Here is a 17969-nt window from a genome sequence, read left to right on the forward strand (position 1 = left end):
ATTGTACCCCTGGGGCGAAATTGTTGTTTTTGCTGTCTTTCGTGGGGAGCTCGCGCTAGTATTTCAGCGTTGTCCCACTATCGGAACCGTCATGATTGTCGCTACTCATCCTGATTTCTACATCGCTGCCAAACCGTCTGGAATTGGTATGCATCAAGAGGATGCCCAACTAGGCTTTATTACCATTCTCAATGAGCTTACCGGCGAAGCACTGTTTCCGGTTCATCGATTAGACAAAGATACGAGCGGGTTATTGATCGTGGCACGCTCAGCTGAGGCAGCCGCGGCTTTCGGAAAGCTATTTGAATCACGAGAGATAGAGAAATATTACATTGCCTTGGGTGGCAACAAGCCCCGCAAGAAGCAGGGGGCCATTAAAGGCGATATGGAAAAAAGCCGAAATGGGAGCTGGATGCTCACTAAAACGCTCACGAACCCGGCAATCACCTACTTTTTTAGCCACGGCACCGACACCGGTACTCGACTTTACGTACTCAAACCGATCAGCGGGAAAACGCACCAACTTCGGGTCGCGCTGAAAAGCATTGGCGCGCCTATTCTCGGAGACAAGCGCTATAAAGGGGCCCCCGCCGACCGACTCATGTTACATGCAATGGCTCTCCGCTTCATGTGGCACGGCGTGGCCCACAGCTACGTTCTACCACCGTCTGAACTAGACGATTTTCCGCAACTTGATTGGTCGCTCTTTCCCAACCTCACCACACCTTGGCTCTATCCCTGGCCGTCGAAACCATGAATTCCACCCCTGGGGTGTAGTTGTTGATCGCAGTTCAAGCCCAGGAGCTCCCTCCAGTCAAGCGCTGCAATGAGACCGCCGGCGGCGCGGATTCGACGGCAGGCCGGTGATTTCCTCAAGCAATTCCAAGAATTTTTCTGAGCCAATCGGATAACCCAGCCTGGTGCGCCAACGAATCTGCTCAATCAACTCATTCGCCATAGGGCTGTGAACTAGCTTCCTATAATTCGCCAAACGCTTTTCCACCGTATCACCTAGCATCAGATAATCTGGATGCGGCGTAATCAGCGAATTGGCGTAGCCAAGCGCATTGGCATGATAACTACTCCAGATATAACGTCCCGGGTGTTGCGTAAGATTCGCCCGCACCGGATTCAGCTCAATATAGCGATATAGCTGCAACAGATAGTCCATGGTTTCCACCGGAATCGACTTAAACCGCGTAGAAAACAACACCCCTTCGCGCCCAGCTACTTTATTGACCTTACTCACAAAAACAGAATTCAAGTTCTGCATGAACATCGAAATTCCATTCTCTTTCATCGCAGTGAGCAGGATGTGCACGTGGTTCCCCATGAGCACATAGGCATGCACCTGCACGCACGCTTCTTTAGCATACTTTTCCATGAGACGGAGATAGGTGCGGCGTAGATCCTTGGAGAAAAAGATCTCCTTGCGATCTACGCCGCGTTGGTAGACATGGTGCGGTGTCCCTACCACACAATATCTTCGCTTTGTTGACATAATTGGCCCTACCTGGCCGATGACTTAATCAAGTTCGGCACTCATCCTGAGACATCCGAACCCGCCATGAGCATCCTTGCTCGAAAATGATTATGGCCATTTTTTCGCTAATGTCATGCATCGAAATGATTTTTGCGACATTGCGTACAAAAACAACAGTTTCGCCCCAGGGGCACAGCTCACGGAGGTGCGCAAAAACAACAGTTGTGCCCCAGGGGCACAACTGTTGAAGCCGAGTATTGATAAGGGCTGCAAAGGATTTACGGGAAATCGAAAAGTGCGAGAAACATGGTTTTCGCCCCTGGGGCATAAATGTTGTTAGTTGCGCGACGCAGCCGTGTGGGTGATTCCGCGGATGATGTCTTCAACGCGCACCATTTCTTGCGTCATTTCGTTTGCTTCTTCGAGCCATTTCAATGCATTGCGGGCCTCGTCGGCGAACTCCTTAGCCTCAGCCAGTTGACCTGAAAGCTGATGCCACTGAGCACAATTTGCAAACAAGTTCGCGAACAACCGGTAATCCCATTGATTCTCGTGCCACTCCACATCTTCAAACAGCTGCAGCGCGGTATTCAAATAAGGCTCCGCTGCGGCCAAATCACGATTACTCAAGAGCAAGCGCGCTAAGCGCTCATTGCAAGAAACCACACAAAAATCAGCCTCATAGCCCGGATTTCCCTCACGCTGAAGTTCCCGCGCATGGAGTGACTCGGCAAAATGCAGGCGCGCCTTATCAAACTTAAATTGACGCTCGGCCACCTCACCAAGAAAATGATGCGCCCGCGCGATATCCACCTGATCCCGCCACTCGCGGTACTCTTTATACATGGCCTCGTGCAATTTGAGCATCGTAAAGCCAGTGTCGTAGGCCTCCTGCAACCGACCTAAATCCGCATACAAATTGCTAATAAGATCGTACACATAACCCACGGAAGCCCATGAGAAATCGTCATTTTCTTGCTCGTGAAATGCTTGGGTTTGAACCAAACACGCCTCAAAAACCTCGAGAGCGGCCTCGGCCCGACCACTCAGCCCATACACCCGCGCCAAGTTTTCAACCGTGCGATGATAGCGGCGTAAAATCTCACGATTGGGCTGCTTTTCCATCAAATGAGTAATCCGCTCAACGCCCTCACCATAGTAATCAGACGCCGCCAAATAATCGCCCAACTGCTCATAGCACGAGCCAGTATTATTGAATAAAGACAATAGGTTAAGCGAAAAATTTTCAAACTCTTCATCGCTCAGATCATCCGGCTCGCCGTCCAGCAAAAACTCCAGCGCACCGCCGTAGTAAGACAACGCCTGCTCATATTCTTCGGCTTCATGATGCTCCTGAGCACGCTCAAGAACTTCATTAAAGTCAAGCTCTTCTTCCACCTAAATACGCCCCTGCGTTAAATTCGCCATCAATTGCCCTTCATTCTAACCCAGCAGCCCGCCTACTTCACACCGCTGTGATCAAGATCAAGAGAATTGTCTAGTTTTTGTGCAACACTAGACATTCAGTCAACATCAAGGAGATTACACAATGACTACCTCACCTGTCGCACTTATCACCGGAGCAGCAGCCGGAATCGGCAAGGAAACGGCCTTAGCTTATGCACGTTCGGGGTGCGATGTCGTCGTTGCGGACATCCAAGAAAGCGCGCTTCATCAATTAGTTAAGGATATTAAGCTAATCGGTGTCGACGCCCTTGCGGTAACAACCGACGTCTCCGACATCAACGCAGTGAAAGAACTGCACAACAAGATAATGGAGCGCTTCGGACGCCTTGACTACGCCTGCAATAATGCAGGAATTGAGGGCGAAAATGCACCAACAGCTGAGAGCTCCCTCGAAAATTACGATCGCGTGATGAACATCAATGTGCGTGGGCTTTATGCTTGCATGCAGGCGCAGTTAGCCATTATGAGTAGCCAAGGGCGCGGGTCAATCGTGAATATGGCCTCGGTTGCTGGACTCATTGGCTTTCCTGGTCTGCCCGCCTATTGCGCATCGAAAGGCGCCGTGGTGCAACTTACCAAAACCGCGGCCGTTGAGTACGCTGAGCAAGGGGTGCGGGTCAACGCCGTGTGTCCAGGCGCAATCAAAACCGACATGATTGACCGGATTACCAGCAAAGATCCGGAAACGGAAAAGCAATTCGCCGCGCTACACCCCATGAACCGCATGGGTACCGCCGAAGAAGTGGCCAATGCGGTGGTGTTCTTATCGCTACCGGGAGCGTCATTTATTACTGGACAAGCTTTAGCGGTTGATGGCGGAATGGTCGCCCGTTAAGGGAAAGTTGGTCGCGATAACGGTGCCGTCTGACAATAGATATGTCATGATTGCGCCGCTATCTTCTTCGAACGAGACGTGAATTGTACAATCGGCGCGAATGCGTCCCGTTTCGTATATTGTGCCTTCGAGGGTACCATTGCAGCCCGTGATACCCTGCAAAACCCAACCTGATGCCGGTGTGGCCGTAAAGGTCGCCCTACTCCCATCGCGCACACTCATCGAACGGGGCGACAGCTCGCCCTCGCCCGCCACAACACTTGACACTACAAACTCCGGCCCACCGACGCGCTCAATAGCGCAGCCCGCCAATGGCAGCACCAATGCCAGAACACTTATCCATAAACGCATCTTCAGTACCCAACGCACCGCGTTGGCCCTCCTAAATCTAAACACACACCCCCAACTTAACAATTCCGCCCCAGGGGTACAATTCACAGAGATCGCCCAAAACAACAATTCCGCCCCAGGGGTACAATTCGCGGAGATCGCCCTAAACAACAGTTTCGCCCCAGGGGTAGAACTGTTGAACTTCAAGCGCAGCAATGGCCCCAGCCCGTTTTAAGCGTCCTCGGAGCCCCTGCAAAACATGGTTTACGCCCCTGGGGCGAAGTTGTTAGAGACAGCCCAAAACATGAGTTTCACCCCTGGGGCGGAATTGTTGAAGGCGGAGAGTTGCGGGGGGCGTGGGGACATTAACGCAATCGGAAGCTCGTGTTTGCCGGAGTGAGTTCAACAGTGTCTGTGCGTGTGTCGCGGATCCAATGAGCGTCGATGCGCTCGAGGGCGCTGTACTCGCTGAACAAATGCACCGACACCTGAGATAAATTGCGCGGTCGCTCACAGCGAAACGACATGTCGACGGTAACATCCACATGGCCGGAATGGTCTGCATCCAGTTGGCTAGTTTCCGCGTTGCCACTTACCCATGCACACTCCGCGCGCTGCGGGAATTCCAGCCAACTGCCGGATGCAAGGTAAGAAAGCACCGACTCCAACTGCTCACGCTCATCGTCGTCGCGCGGGTAATGCTCGTAGCCCACCAAATCGCCCGCCGACGCATGAAAAAACAGCGACACATCGGTGTCATCAAAGTACATCGATAGCTGGCCCACGCCATGCTCATGGCCGCCATCGTGGCTGTGACTATGGCTGTGATCGTGCCCGTTTTCATGGTCGTGGTCATGTGCAAGGTGTTCAAAATAGTACCAGCCGCCGGCGACCAGAGCGCCAGAAACCCCAAGAAAAACAGCTGCTTTCTTCATTTCTATCACCTCACGCTAATTCAAAGTTAACTCGCGACCGTTAATGTTATATTATAACATTGCCATTTGGTTCCACTATAGTAACGGAACCTGTGCTAACCGACAAACGAGAAGCCATCATGCTAAAGTCACGACTCGCGAAAGATAAACTCGGAATGTTCCTGTCTGGCCTGTGCATCGGTCATTGCCTACTCACACCACTCGCCCTCATCGCCTTCGGAACCTCCACCGCCGTCGGCGTACTTGCGAGCGAATGGGTTCACATCGCACTTTATTTACCGATGATTCTGCTCGTTACCCTGTCCATCGTTCCAACCTGCGTGCATTTGCAAGCGTACCGTCCTCTGGTGCTTGGCGTCGCCGGTATTCTCCTCATGACCATCAGCTTTGGATTCTTCGGCATCAGCGAGTTGCTTTTATCGTTAGCGGGAGCGAGTTTTGTATTTGCAGCGCATTTGCTGAATTCGCGGGCGATAAAACGCCAGCATTGTCAGGCTACATCAGGAGCTTAACATGGAAGCCCTCGCGATTAAGAGCATTCAGAACAACGAACGCCGCGCCATTTATGGCAGCGAAGCCGATGTGTTTACCTCGATCTTTGATGAACAAACTTGCATGGCCGTATGGCAACGCAGCCATTCCAAGGCGTTGCAAGCCGATATTCAGAGCGCCTTAACAGCCGCCAACTGGCGGGATGTCCGACTCGCCGCGCCTAGCAATACCATCGCCGACGCCATTTCTAAGCAACATCACCTCGGCGATGCCCTCAAGGACGATGTTATACTTCTCGCAGATATGCTCGCCTGCCTGTTCGACGCCGAACAAATTGCCTTACGGTTAGCGCGCGCGGAACAAGCAACCTGCCCTCGATTTCATATCGATCACATTCCAGCGCGCATGATCACCACTTACACCGGCGTCGGTACCGAATGGCTGGAAAACAAATATGTGAGTCGGCAATTTCTTGGCCGTGGCAACAACGGCCAACCCGATGAGCAGTCAGGGCTAATCAAGCCTGACGCGACTATCCAACAATTGCGCGCAAGCGACGTCGCCCTTATGAAAGGCGAAGCCTGGCCCAAAAACGAAGGTTTGGGCTTCGTCCATCGCAGCCCCAACCCCCAAGGCAATCCCCGCCTCATGCTCACCCTCGACTTCGCTTAAACAACAGTTTCGCCCCAGGGGTACAACCCACGGAGATCGCCCGAAACAACACTTCCGCCCCAGGGGTACAACTGTTGAACTCTAAGCGCAGCAAGAATTACAGCCTGCTTTAGGCAACCTCGAACATACCCAGAAACACACGTTGTGCCCCAGGGGCACAATTGTTGGAGATGAAGCAAAATTATCTACTTGGAACTGTTTGAATTTTATGCTCTTATAGCTAGGCATAGACTGCAAATACAATAAAAACAAGGAGATAGAAAATGAAACAATTCGAAGGAAAATTCGGTCCAGCAGTGATTCAAGCGCTTATTTTATGTGTCGTTCGCTTCTTCACAATCCCATGGTTGATCTGGAAAGGCGCAGTTTTCCGTCTTGCTGCACTCCGTCAAGCTACCGAGGAAGACAAAAATACAGAGCAAACCAGCGAATTCCCGGTGTTCAATTGGTTCAGAACTGCATGGGACGGCATCATTTTTCTGTCGTGGCCGGTAACCGCCATCATCGCCACCTTCGCACTACTCGGCGGTCTAATTAACGGCTATGCAGAGTACGCCTTCGGCGCCTTCATCATTACCGTCGTGTATGGTTACTTCGCCGTTATTTTAATGTCGCTCGCGAAGGAAAGCTTAATACTCTTCCTATCAATCGCACTCAACGTTGAGCGCATTCACGCAAAACAAGCAGGAAAATCATCAGATAACGGCTAATACCTGTTCGCTTCTGAGTTCTACCAACCCCGAGCCCGCTCGGGGTTTTTTGTACTTAAACAACACTTCCGCCCCAGGGGTACAACCCACGGAGATCGCCCGAAACACCAGTTGCGCCCCAGGGGTACAACCCACGGAGATCACCCGAAACACCAGTTACGCCCCAGGGGTACAACTGTTAGATCTCAGCCATACCAACGTCTAGAAACCTATTTAACCGATCGCGTAGAGTCCACTAAAAATGGCTTCCACCCCTGGGGCACAATTGTTGAAAAGAGCGAGGAAATCGAGCTTCACCCCAGGGGCGTAAATGTTGAACTTCACCCCTGGGGCGTAAATGTTGGGGGTTAAGTGTTGGGAAAGCCACGCAAAAGGCACAAAAAAAGCCCCGAAGGGCTTTTTTAAAAGTGCACGGAGCTTACTTGCCGTCGATGCGCATGGCCTTCAAACGACGTCCGGCGGCTGATTCATTCACATTCAGAATGTGATCACCGATACGCTCCAAACGATTCAGGATGTCGATAAAGGTCACGCCAGAACGCGCGTTGTACTCGCCCGCTTCCAAACGCGCATAGTGATTGTCGCGTGCTTCGTCGCGCACCTTATCAATCAATTGCTCTAAGCGAATGGCCTCGTCCAGCTTCACAGCATAAGGCGCCTTCATCGAATTCGACTTCATTTCCTGCACCGCAGACCCAACCGCTTCCATCATCTTGCGCATCTCGTCGAGGGCAGATTCAGGCCAGCCAGTTGTGTCTTCCAAGCGCTCGGAAATCTTGGAAATCTGATAGAAAATATCCGCAATCCGCTCGAGATCATTCACCATCGTTTGCATAAAGCGCATGCGACCAGTCAGCTCGTGTTCCATGCTGGAATGCTCACTAATACGCACCAGGTAGTCGGAAATCTCAATTTCCAACTGATCCGTCACTACTTCATACTTTCGAATCTTCTCAAGCAGCTTCTCCCGATCCGCTTTAGGATCGAACAGCAATTCGCTCAAAGCCGCATGCATTTTGTCGATCACGTCGGTGAATTGCTGCACTTCTTTCTGCGCTTGTTCTACCGACAGCCCAGGCGATGTCATCGGGCCCGCGCTGATATATTTGAGGTGGAATTCCTCGTCGTCACCGCGATCCGGCTGAATATACTGAACGAATCGCACAAGCAACGGTACAAACGCAAATAATAACAGCACGTTCAACACGTTAAACGAGGTATGGAAGAGCGACAGCGCAAGGGTCGCATTCGCCCTCGATTCCGCAGCCCCCTCCATCACCGAAATCGGCGTCGACGCAAACTGATTAACCACAAAGTCCATCGCATGCAAGAACGGGAAGATCAGCGCCAACATCCACAGCACACCGATCACATTAAAGAAGAAGTGAAACCTCGCGGCCCTCTTCGCATGCACGTTCCCCACGAGGGCCGCAATATTGGCGGTCACCGTGGTCCCTATGTTCTCCCCCAAAATCATCGCCGCAGCAATTGGGAAAGAGATCCATCCCTCGAACAGCATGACCAATGTTATCGCGGTCGCCGCCGACGACGATTGCGTCAGTAAGGTCAGCACCGTGCCCACGCCCACGAACAGAAGAAGCGACAAGAAGCCATAATCTGTCCAAGAGTCGAGGAACATGAAGATTTCAGGGTTGGTGTTGATATCCGGCACCGAGCCCTTGATGAACTCCAAACCAATAAACAGGATACCGAACCCGACCATCGCCTCAGCGATGTTCCGTAACCGATTGTTTCCTGAGAATAAAAAGGCAAAAAATACGCCGATAATTGCAAGAGCTATCGGCGTAATCTGAAACTTGAATCCAAATAAGGCGACCATCCAGGCGGTGATTGTGGTCCCTATATTGGCCCCCATGATCACCCCCGTCGACTGCACAAAGGTGAGCAGCCCGGCGTTAACGAAACTAACCGTCATTACCGTAGTGGTGGTCGAGGATTGCGTGATGGCAGTGGTTGCAAACCCAGTAAGGATACCGGATGCGCGGTTGCGAGTCATACCGCTGAGGATGCCCTTCAGCTTACTTCCAGCAATTTTTTGAAGCCCTTCGCTGAAAATTTTCATCCCGAAGATGAAAATACCCAATGAACCGATGAGCTGAAGAAAGTCAAATAACGAGTAGTTCATAAGCATGTGCGGCTCTAATAATTCATTACATTCCAATCAGTTACACACTTGGAAAGTAACCCAGCCGCTTCTCCTATGTTGGTTTTATTCATCCTAGGTGACTGCATTATAACTGCCATAAACGCCATGCGAAACAAAAACGTCACTCCTCTGTCACAAACAACAGTTCCGCCCCAGGGGTACAGTTCACGTAGATACCCCGAAACAACAGTTCCGCCCCAGGGGTACAATTAGTGTTCCGCGGCAAAAGTCCAAGCCCCACAAGGCCTCAGCGCCCAACACACCGCAACTGAAACGGTCTCGTAGTTGCCGTAAAACAGCGGTTACGCCCCAGGGGCGAAGTTGTTGGAGTTCGCCCCTGGGGCACAAATGTTTCAACGTTCCACCCCTGGGGCACAAGTGTTGAAACGCGGTCGAACGTGGAGTTGTTTAACGGATTATTCGCAAGGCGATTCTTGGTCGAAGTAGGCATAAAATAAGCGATAACCCACCTCGTAATCAGGACATACCTCAGTCCACACGTCTTCAGAAACCTCATCGCCAAGAGCCGGGCCACAAGCTTCACTCAAACGCGTAGTCCATTCTTCCGACCACATAACCTCGTCGAATGCAGCCATCCGTTCATTAAAGTCCGCCTGCATTTTTTCAGTTTCTCGGGTGTAGTCGCTATATCGCTTCACCCGGCTTTCATATTGATCTTGCAAGCTTTGACACAAAGAAGCCGACGTTCTAGGGCGGTCCGCCTCACAATCCTGATAACGCTGATTGGCCGTATCAGACTCCGACCTCAATCTCGCTGCCTCACCCTGACGCAACTCGACATGAAAATCATGAGTGAACTTCTCGTTATAAATATCGACAATGCCTTCATTTTCGTTTTGAAACGTTTCAAATTCACTCAAACACTGGTGTGCGAGCTCTTCCTCGGTAGCACTCGATTCGGCGGTTAACGTCAGAAGCCCCGCGGCCAAAACCAACGCACACACGGCACCGACAATGAGAGAAACCTTGTTGCGTGACACAAATGTAGAACCTTCCATAATCGTCCTCCTTTGCAGTAAACCTAGCAACGATGTCACCGTTCCGCCATAAAACCGCTTAAACAACATTTCCACCCCTGGGGCACAAATGTTTCAACGTTCCGCCCCAGGGGTACAATTGTTTAAACGCTGTTCAAAGCCTTACATGCAGGGGGTTGAAAGAAAAAGTGTAACAATTTGTAAGGTGCTATTTCGCAGCAATCAGCCCAGGAGTATGATGGCGTCGCCGGCTTGGCATATTACTTTCAAGGATTTTAGAAATGACTCGTTTTTCACGTTTAGCCGCAGCAAGCGCAGTGATTGCCGCACTTGGACTCACCGCCCCAGCCGCAGCTCAAAGTGCAACCGCACCAAGTTTTGACCACCTAGGCGCAAGTTATATCGATTTTGACGCCGACGGCGATAGCATCAAAGGTTTTGGACTCGACTTCGAGAAAACGCTTAGCGGCAACTGGTTTATCGGCGCCGACTACTTCAACGTTTCAGACTCAGCGAGTGAAACCTTCATGGGCGAAACCGTAAGCGCCCGCGTCGAAATGTCGTTACTCAACGCCAATGTCGGCTACAAATTCTATACCACCGACCGCTTCGCAGCCTACGCGTCAGCGGGCCTCTCGATGGTGGAAGCGAAAGTTCGCTTCAGCTCTCCAGACCTCAGTTTCAACGAAAGCGACAGCGAAACCGGCTGGAACGCCCAAATCGGTATCCGCAGCCGCATTACCGATAGCATCGAGCTAGACGCCTACGCTCGTCACGTTGAGATCGATGATGAAGACGACCAAATCATCGGCGTATCAGGCCGCTTTTTCATCAATCAAAACTTCAGTTTAGGTTTGGGCTACACCCATATAAACAGCGACCTGAGCTACATCAGCTTCACAGCGCGCTATCACTTCTAAGCCCCAAAAACAACAATTCCACCCCAGGGGTGGAATTGTTGTTTCTAGCAGCGGTATCTATTGTCGCTATTCATCGCGGTATCCCATGTGCGGCGGTCTACATCGTGATCTTCACACACCGACCACCAGATTTCATCCGCAACGGGCCATGCCTCTCGGCATGGTTCATTCAAGCCAGCCCGAAGCCGATCAAGATTATCTATACGCGCGTCAGCGTCACGCTCTGCTTCTATTAAACGGCGACGCTCACCCTGCAGCCAGCGATGCTCATTTTGGGCCCTTGCATTCACGTTACTGAACTGATTCAGAAGGTTATTGCAGTAATTCACCCCTTGAACTGCTGGGTTGCAGTTAGAAACTTGCTGATTCAACCGATTGTTTTGAGCAACCAAATATTGATAAGCATTACCACGCCGCTCATATTCCTGCACCCTCGCCCGATATTCGCGCGTCATTCGACGATTTCGGTCTAGGGCGTTTGAATACCGTGTAATATCCGTCAAGCACCGGTCAACCAAGCGACGGTCGCTTGCCTCATTTGCACTCGCGGTATGCGCCAGCGCCGAAACTGCGAGCACACACACTGCGGCAATCCACACTCCACCTCTATTTAATTTGTTTAATACATCCATCGTGGGCGTCCTCCCTTTTTATTAAACCTAGCAAGGATCGCCCATATTCGCCACAAAGCTCCGTACCCAACGCACCGCGTTGGCGCTCCCCTCGAAAAGAGCGCAAAACCCACCTTCCGCCCCTGGGGCACTAATGTTGAACTCCACCCCTGGGGCGTAAATGTTGAACTCCCCCCCTGGGGCGTAAATGTTTGAACTCCACCCCTGGGGCGTTAATGTTGTACCCAACGCACCGCGTTGGCCCGCCCCAAACAAGCCCCAAACAAGCCCCAAACCCGCCCCAAACAAGCCAAAAAAAAACCGCCCCGGAGGGCGGTTTTGTGATTTGCGCGACTTTTGTTACTACAAAACGTCACTACATAACATCAGTAGGTAACTTAGTTAGTTACAGTTACTGTAGTAGTCGTTGTAGGAGGCGTAGTTGGTGTTGTCGGCGTAGTTGGCGTAGTGCCAGTATCGTCGTCATCATCATCGTCGTCATCGCCATCATCGATGCGATCTTGTGGATCCTGGGTATCACCAGCTACTGCAGCTACTGCAATAGCAAGACCAAACGCTGAAGCAACTGCACCGGCTGCACTTGCAACACCGAGTCCACCGCCTTCAGCGCCGGCTTGACCGCCAGCTTGTCCAGATTGGCCTTGTGCGCTTACTAATACCGGAGTAAAAGCAAGGGCTAAAACCATTAAAATTGCTACTAACTTCTTCATATCCATTTCCTTATTAAGATACATGTATCGTCAACCAGATTGTTCTTGCCGATCATGCTTGTACGCAGCGAGCGTTTTAGCAAACATATCGCTCTTTGGCCGTTGCCGCATAGAAACATACCGCGACTCGTCAAAAATCAATCGTCAGACCCTATTACTTTCCGCTAAATCATTGAAAAATGCAAGGGCATTACCAAAAAACTTACATGTCAAATGCTATAGTGGCTCACATCCCACTACCGTTACCGATGATAAAACGGCGCTCTATTTTCCGTAATCGAATGCAGTTGCATCCGGCGATTCAACATATGGCCGCCATCCCGATAAATTGGCGTCCAGCCAAAGGTACCGCGAGTACGAGTTGGTCGCACCGACATCAAATCAAACGGAATCGAGATAAAGAACCCTTTAGTAAAAGAGCCCTCGCCATAGTCCGCCGACGACACATTGGTCATCGCCGCGTAAGCCCCTACGGTTAAGCTACTATCAAAGCGACGCTGATAGGTAATATTCACGCCGCGGTCACCCGCTAGGAACTGACCAAAGTTTAAGGTAAGCAAGCTATCCTGCAGGAATGGGAAATCCTCACTCATATCGTAATACACAGAGAAAAAACCAGTGGTTACTTCATAATCGAGCAAGCCCAAGCCACCGCTAAACCCACGCTGGCGTACCCGGTTCACGTCTAAACCAAACGACCAGGAACTATCCAACGGGCGATACAACACCTCACCACCCACGCCGGTGAACATGCGCTCCAACACACCGCCATAAGCTAACGCATACCAATCATTGTTGATCTGCTTAAAGTAGTTCGCCTGAATGCGATTGAGCCACACATCCTGCAGCATATACTCACGCACTTGCGTACGCACCCGCGGCAACGGATTGCGATGCCCGTCAACCGTGAAGTTAAAACGGTCGAAGTTATTGTGAATATTCACACCCACATCGCCAATCAGGCCAAAGTTCTCGTTAAACTGCCAATGCCCAAACACCGATACATAGGCCTGATAAAAATAGAAGGTTTCCGGGGCACCAAAACTCTGAATCAAATGCGGGCTCCAGCCATAAGCCGGACGCCCTTTGTATGGCCCGTACGCCTGTGCCCAACCTTCATCGCCAATCTCAGGGCGTGCTTGTGGCTCCGCCCGTTCAAAGGCCAACCAGGCGTTCTCAGGCTTCACATCCGGGTCTTCATAGTTCAGTTCAGAGCGATAACGCTGTAAGTCCAGCTCATATTTCGCCAATGGCGCGTTATAGGTCTGTTCGATAATTTCAACGCGGTTCACGTTGGCTGGCAGCTCTGCCGCCAAAATACGGGCCGTGCGATCGAGTAATTCTTTCGGCTCGCGCTGACGCCATGGATAGGTATACAAAGCCACTGTGTAATTCGGCGTAGCGTCTGTATCGATAGCCGTATCAACAGCAGCTTCCCCGCCCTCTGAAGCCGAACCCGAATCCGTCTCCCGTACATGGAAGTTCGTACCCACATAGGTAAAGTGCTGCCGCATCTGGCGGGAAATGCCCGGCCAACTCACTTCCTCAATTGAGGAAACCTTAGGCTCTTGAGGCGGTACCGGCGCAGGGGTTATCTTCACCTGTTGTAATTGATTAAAGTTGGTACGTAAGCTAATACCAAACGTCAGGGTATCGCCGCGCTCATAGCCTAAGCGCAAATCCACGTTGTTATTTAGTTGGTAATTTAAACCAAAGTTCCACGGTGTTTGTGGCCTAATGCGCACACCAGCGCGATCCAGAGAATAGTCATTGGATTCATATTCAACCTTCACTCGCAGCGGTTGCCATGGGGTTTGATATTCCACCCCACCAAATAAGGCAGTATCGCCACGAAACCATTGGTCGTATTCAAACTGGCCACCGCGACCACTAAAACTCCGGCTACGATCACAAAACCCATCAGATAGATGGCACAAAGGGTTCTTAAACTGATCCCGGGTGCCCAGTCGGCCAAACCCCATCCCTAAGGTGAAATCAAGCGGGCCCCAAGCTTTGTTGGCTACTATAAATTCACCATCAAACAACCCGGTACCGGCAAAATCCCGCAGGCCAACGGCGACTTCAGGCAGATAATAACTTTCCTGCCATAAGCGTATTTTTACATCAAAGCCTTTATCTGTATAGATTTCATCGCCACTAAATTCTGGCACGCTACTATATAAGCGATTAGGAATGCGCACATAGAATGCCGAGGCTTCCAACCAATCAAATAGCTGAAGATTTGCCGTATAACGACGATATACGTCCATATCGTTGTAGCTCAGGGAAATCTCACCCGGTTCAGCCATACGGGCAGTAGGCATTTGAATGAGCCCGGTTTGCCCGTAATTATTCTGCGTCACCCGGCGACGGGTATCGGAAAAGGCGCCCGCCGAGGTATCCATTACGTCTCGTTGCCAGTTGCCGGTATAATCATAGTCGGCGATAGTGCCGAGTCCAGTTCGCTCTTCTAAGGCATCAACCTGTGCCCCGGAATGATCATAAACAAAGTAACTGGCTAACAGGTGCAGGCTCTCAGCCAAGCGCGGGGCTGCTTTGCGCGCTTCCCGAGAGAGCCCATGCCCTAAGTCACCAATGGGAATCAGCCCATAAGCCGACCCATCCCGAGGCGGTACCAATAATAAATCCCCCGGTTGCAGCTCTACGCCAGTGGCATTATGGGGCCCCCACGGCACGTCTGTACGCACGTCGGTATTTCGTACGAGTGTCACCACGTCTTTACTAGCTTCATCCAGTAAATTCTTACGCTGGTCAGCAAAGTAACTGCGCACGGTAGCCCCTGGCACAAAGGGTTGAGCACCGAAGTTTGTAGTTGCGCCATACACATGCACCTGAGCGGCACGCTTCGGTAAATGCAGGGTGTAATGGCCTGTGGGCAGCAATGGGTTAAAATTATTGAGCAGGCGCGCACGCTCAACGCTCATTTCCCCATAAGGTTGTACACCAATGCGCCAGCCGTTTATTTGCTTGGCCAATACACGAGCAAACTCCGGATGGTAAGGATAAATCGCATCTAAATCGGCCAGTACCCGTGCCCGCGCTGCGGCTGCTTCGTTGGCTCGATCATCAAACACCAAGCGTGCATTCGGCCAATACACCTCATGCAGCGGTTCGCCTCGTTCGGCAAATTGGGCCAAGGCAAACTCGAGAAAGGCATCCAGGCGCATGGGCGCATGCAACTCCACACCGATTTGGCGCATCTGCGCTGTCTGTAGCGACGATGCTTCCTGTTCATGCGAATTCGCGGCGTTCTCCGCCTGAACTGTGTTCATTCCCACGTCCGTTAGGCTCAAAATAAGCGCAAGGGATACCAGGTTTAGGGCTGTCATTGTTTGCTGTCCTTGCTTAATCATCACGGCCCACCCATTTTACTTGAGTCATCTGAAAGGGCGTTTCGCCGGGCATCACATACTGTTTGCTTTTTACAATATGGCCGTCGTTTTCGGCCCAAAACTCATTTACAAACCGCTCGCCGGTGCGCTCAAACACGCCCCGCTCAATAATATGGGTAGTACTCACCGTGCGCGTGGGCAGTTCAATGGTCACGTTCGGCTGGATTTCAAACCGGGAGGTTACCCGCGTGCTTTGGGCATGGTTATTACGCCACATGTCGATATCACGGGTATAACTGGTGGGGCAGTGTTGTGGAGCCGTCACTAAGCAGCGCAGCGGATCCGCACTGCGGTTTGAGGTCGCCCGTAAATCAACACGGCCAATCAGTTTTTGGTTATGCTCGTCGCTGAGGCCTTGGGTGCGCACCAAGCGCCCCGCTTCAGTAACCAGTGTTACGTTATCGTTAGATACCCAATGGTATTGCGCCACGGCACCTTCGGCTTGTTCATAATCATCAATAAAGCCAAGCACCACAAAGTTTTGCGGACCGTTGCCCCGACGCAAATACACACCAGTGTAGGGGAATGCGCTAATTTGTTCCGGGGTGAGGGAGAAATCGTCGCCAGTGGCGAAAATATAACGGGCGGTTTCACGGATGTCTTGATGCACACCACTGCAGCCGGTGAATACCAATGCAGCGAGCGCAACTAGCAACAGGGAACGTAACCCTCGCCGAAAACATACTGAGCCAAGTAAATGAATCACACAATCCCCTTTTTCTTATAACAATCCATGATAGTCGGTAGAGTATAAACGCCATGGAATAAACACACCACGAAGGTGGGTTAAATTATCGCAAATAGCGTATTACCAGCGGATTTCCCAATCCACAAAGAAATTCACATGGTTTCGGCGCTCGCGTCCGTTTTCATAACCAGGTTCATTGTCTAACACACACAGCGTATCGCGCCAAAACTGAGTACCCACAATCAAACGGCTGGGGCCAAGCGGGAAGTAAACACTTACATCCGCTTGTTCACGCTCAGCCACGTTATTAAGCAAGGGGCGTAATGGGTACACATCGTGGTGATACCGCAGGGAGCGCACGCGCGTGTCGATGCCAAAGCCCGACGGCGTAAACTGGCTCATACCAAACACCGTACCTTCGCGAGATTGGTGCTCAAGATGCTCAACAAACACCCGCATGGGCGCCGAAGCATCGCTCACTAAGCCAAACAACACCGGTGTGTGCATACTGAAATCCACACCCGCGGTGTAAAACGTCTGGTCGGTATTCGATTGGTGGGTAATCACCTCCCCATAGGCAGACACCTGAGCGTAATTATGAGAAAGCACCGTCACCCGGGCATCAAGCGCCGCATTTTTACGAGTGCGATCTAAATGCGAGCCCGTATAGCGGGCACCCATTTGCACGCGTTTTAGCGGGTTAATGGTGACGCGGGCACCATAGCCATCTTCGCGACGGCGAAACTGGTCGGATGATTCCTCAAATGAGGAATCGCTAACAACAGCGCCCAAGGAACGCTCGCTGCGACCGACATAAGCCGTCGCACTCCAAGGCCCCATCCAACGCAATACAGGTGATTCGAAGGCGGTTGCACCGGCACGGGTAATGCGTAAAGCCTGCAAAGGCCGCTCCGACACCGTATGCAGGCCATCGCTTTCGTAGCTCGGTGACCACCAGGTATGCAGCTGGTCCGCCGACAATACCCAACTCCCTAGCCAATCACCGCTCAAAATCGTTGCGGCATAGGAGCCTGCGAAGCTGACATCTTGGGGATCCTGATTGCGCCCAGGTAAGGGCTCGCGATCATAACGAAACGCCGTTTGCACCCGAAACGCCGAGTGGTCGGTTTTAAAATCACGGGTGAGGGTTAAGGCAGCTTTCTCATCGTAGCCTTGGCCGTAACCACGGGTCGCACCTAAGGTGGATTGCCCGTGTAAACGCCCGGCGATGTAGCCACCTTCCTGATGAAATTCCAGCACCGCCATAATCTGCGCATAGGCTTGGCGCTCGTGAGCAGTCAGCTGGCGAATATCCACCCGGTGCATCACTTCCAGCAATGCCCCCCACATCAGAGGATATGTAGAGGCGGAAAACTGAATAACCCCGGAATCTGCCAGCACCTGCAAGTGATGGCGAACCTGCAAATCCTCAGAATCCGCCCACGGGGTCGCTTGAACCGGCGTACTCATCAGAGCACCCGCACTCCCCATCATCACAAACGCGGCCAACAGGGTCG

17 protein-coding genes are annotated in these 17969 nt (G+C 51.7%); 6 read left to right on the forward strand and 11 right to left on the reverse strand.

Features of this window, described 5'->3' with window-relative positions:
• Nucleotides 1-91 precede the first annotated feature (91 nt).
• The gene (locus FM042_RS04860; protein WP_143234870.1) at nucleotides 92-757 is read left to right on the forward strand and encodes a pseudouridine synthase; all 666 of its coding nucleotides are present in this window, start codon (nucleotides 92-94) and stop codon (nucleotides 755-757) included.
• A gap of 57 nt (nucleotides 758-814) precedes the next feature.
• Here the strand turns inward: FM042_RS04860 and FM042_RS04865 are convergent, their stop codons facing one another.
• Entirely contained in the window at nucleotides 815-1501 is a 687-nt protein-coding gene (locus FM042_RS04865) for a transposase (protein ID WP_143234872.1), read from the reverse strand.
• Between the two features lie 318 nt (nucleotides 1502-1819).
• On the reverse strand, nucleotides 1820-2881 hold the full coding sequence (locus tag FM042_RS04870) for a tetratricopeptide repeat protein (protein WP_143234874.1): 1062 nt from the start codon (nucleotides 2879-2881) through the stop codon (nucleotides 1820-1822).
• Between the two features lie 151 nt (nucleotides 2882-3032).
• On the opposite strand from FM042_RS04870, the gene FM042_RS04875 reads away from it, so the two are divergent.
• A complete protein-coding gene (locus FM042_RS04875; protein ID WP_143234876.1) occupies nucleotides 3033-3785 on the forward strand; it encodes a glucose 1-dehydrogenase in 753 nt (250 codons plus the stop codon).
• On the opposite strand, the gene FM042_RS04880 is transcribed toward FM042_RS04875, so the two are convergent.
• Nucleotides 3753-4154, reverse strand: a complete 402-nt coding sequence (locus tag FM042_RS04880) for a hypothetical protein (protein WP_143234877.1) — start codon at nucleotides 4152-4154, stop codon at nucleotides 3753-3755. The two genes, FM042_RS04875 and FM042_RS04880, sit on opposite strands and share 33 nt — an antisense overlap.
• 326 nt (nucleotides 4155-4480) lie before the next feature.
• Nucleotides 4481-5050 carry a ZrgA family zinc uptake protein gene (locus tag FM042_RS04885; RefSeq protein ID WP_143234880.1) on the reverse strand — a complete coding sequence of 190 codons (570 nt, stop codon included), beginning with the start codon at nucleotides 5048-5050 and terminating at the stop codon, nucleotides 4481-4483.
• A gap of 119 nt (nucleotides 5051-5169) precedes the next feature.
• Between FM042_RS04885 and FM042_RS04890 the strand changes: the two genes are divergently transcribed.
• From FM042_RS04890 to FM042_RS04900, 3 genes are all read left to right on the forward strand, one after another.
• Nucleotides 5170-5562 (forward strand): MerC domain-containing protein, encoded by a 393-nt coding sequence (locus FM042_RS04890; protein ID WP_143234882.1) that lies wholly within the window; start codon nucleotides 5170-5172, stop codon nucleotides 5560-5562.
• A gap of 1 nt (nucleotide 5563) precedes the next feature.
• Nucleotides 5564-6214 (forward strand): DUF1826 domain-containing protein, encoded by a 651-nt coding sequence (locus FM042_RS04895; protein ID WP_143234883.1) that lies wholly within the window; start codon nucleotides 5564-5566, stop codon nucleotides 6212-6214.
• 263 nt (nucleotides 6215-6477) lie between these two features.
• Nucleotides 6478-6924, forward strand: a complete 447-nt coding sequence (locus tag FM042_RS04900) for a hypothetical protein (protein ID WP_143234885.1) — start codon at nucleotides 6478-6480, stop codon at nucleotides 6922-6924.
• Nucleotides 6925-7342: 418 nt separating this feature from the next.
• Here the strand turns inward: FM042_RS04900 and FM042_RS04905 are convergent, their stop codons facing one another.
• Entirely contained in the window at nucleotides 7343-9070 is a 1728-nt protein-coding gene (locus tag FM042_RS04905; RefSeq protein ID WP_143235615.1) for a Na/Pi cotransporter family protein, read from the reverse strand.
• 437 nt (nucleotides 9071-9507) lie between these two features.
• Complete coding sequence (locus FM042_RS04910; protein ID WP_143234887.1) at nucleotides 9508-10110, reverse strand: hypothetical protein; 603 nt, start codon at nucleotides 10108-10110, stop codon at nucleotides 9508-9510.
• 260 nt (nucleotides 10111-10370) lie between these two features.
• Here FM042_RS04910 and FM042_RS04915 point away from each other — a divergent pair, with 260 nt between their 5' ends.
• The gene (locus FM042_RS04915; protein ID WP_143234889.1) at nucleotides 10371-11009 is read left to right on the forward strand and encodes an outer membrane protein; all 639 of its coding nucleotides are present in this window, start codon (nucleotides 10371-10373) and stop codon (nucleotides 11007-11009) included.
• 44 nt (nucleotides 11010-11053) lie between these two features.
• On the opposite strand, the gene FM042_RS04920 is transcribed toward FM042_RS04915, so the two are convergent.
• From FM042_RS04920 to FM042_RS04940, 5 genes are all read right to left on the reverse strand, one after another.
• Nucleotides 11054-11641 carry a hypothetical protein gene (locus FM042_RS04920; protein WP_143234891.1) on the reverse strand — a complete coding sequence of 196 codons (588 nt, stop codon included), beginning with the start codon at nucleotides 11639-11641 and terminating at the stop codon, nucleotides 11054-11056.
• Between the two features lie 377 nt (nucleotides 11642-12018).
• Nucleotides 12019-12351 carry a hypothetical protein gene (locus FM042_RS04925; RefSeq protein ID WP_143234893.1) on the reverse strand — a complete coding sequence of 111 codons (333 nt, stop codon included), beginning with the start codon at nucleotides 12349-12351 and terminating at the stop codon, nucleotides 12019-12021.
• Between the two features lie 242 nt (nucleotides 12352-12593).
• On the reverse strand, nucleotides 12594-15701 hold the full coding sequence (locus FM042_RS04930) for a YjbH domain-containing protein (protein ID WP_185960705.1): 3108 nt from the start codon (nucleotides 15699-15701) through the stop codon (nucleotides 12594-12596).
• 16 nt (nucleotides 15702-15717) lie between these two features.
• Entirely contained in the window at nucleotides 15718-16470 is a 753-nt protein-coding gene (locus tag FM042_RS04935; protein WP_143234897.1) for a YjbF family lipoprotein, read from the reverse strand.
• Between the two features lie 102 nt (nucleotides 16471-16572).
• On the reverse strand, nucleotides 16573-17922 hold the full coding sequence (locus tag FM042_RS04940) for a capsule assembly Wzi family protein (protein WP_185960706.1): 1350 nt from the start codon (nucleotides 17920-17922) through the stop codon (nucleotides 16573-16575).
• Between the last annotated feature and the right edge of the window lie 47 nt (nucleotides 17923-17969).

This window comes from Aliidiomarina halalkaliphila, assembly GCF_007096385.1.
In the GTDB taxonomy this organism is placed as follows: domain Bacteria; phylum Pseudomonadota; class Gammaproteobacteria; order Enterobacterales; family Alteromonadaceae; genus Aliidiomarina; species Aliidiomarina halalkaliphila.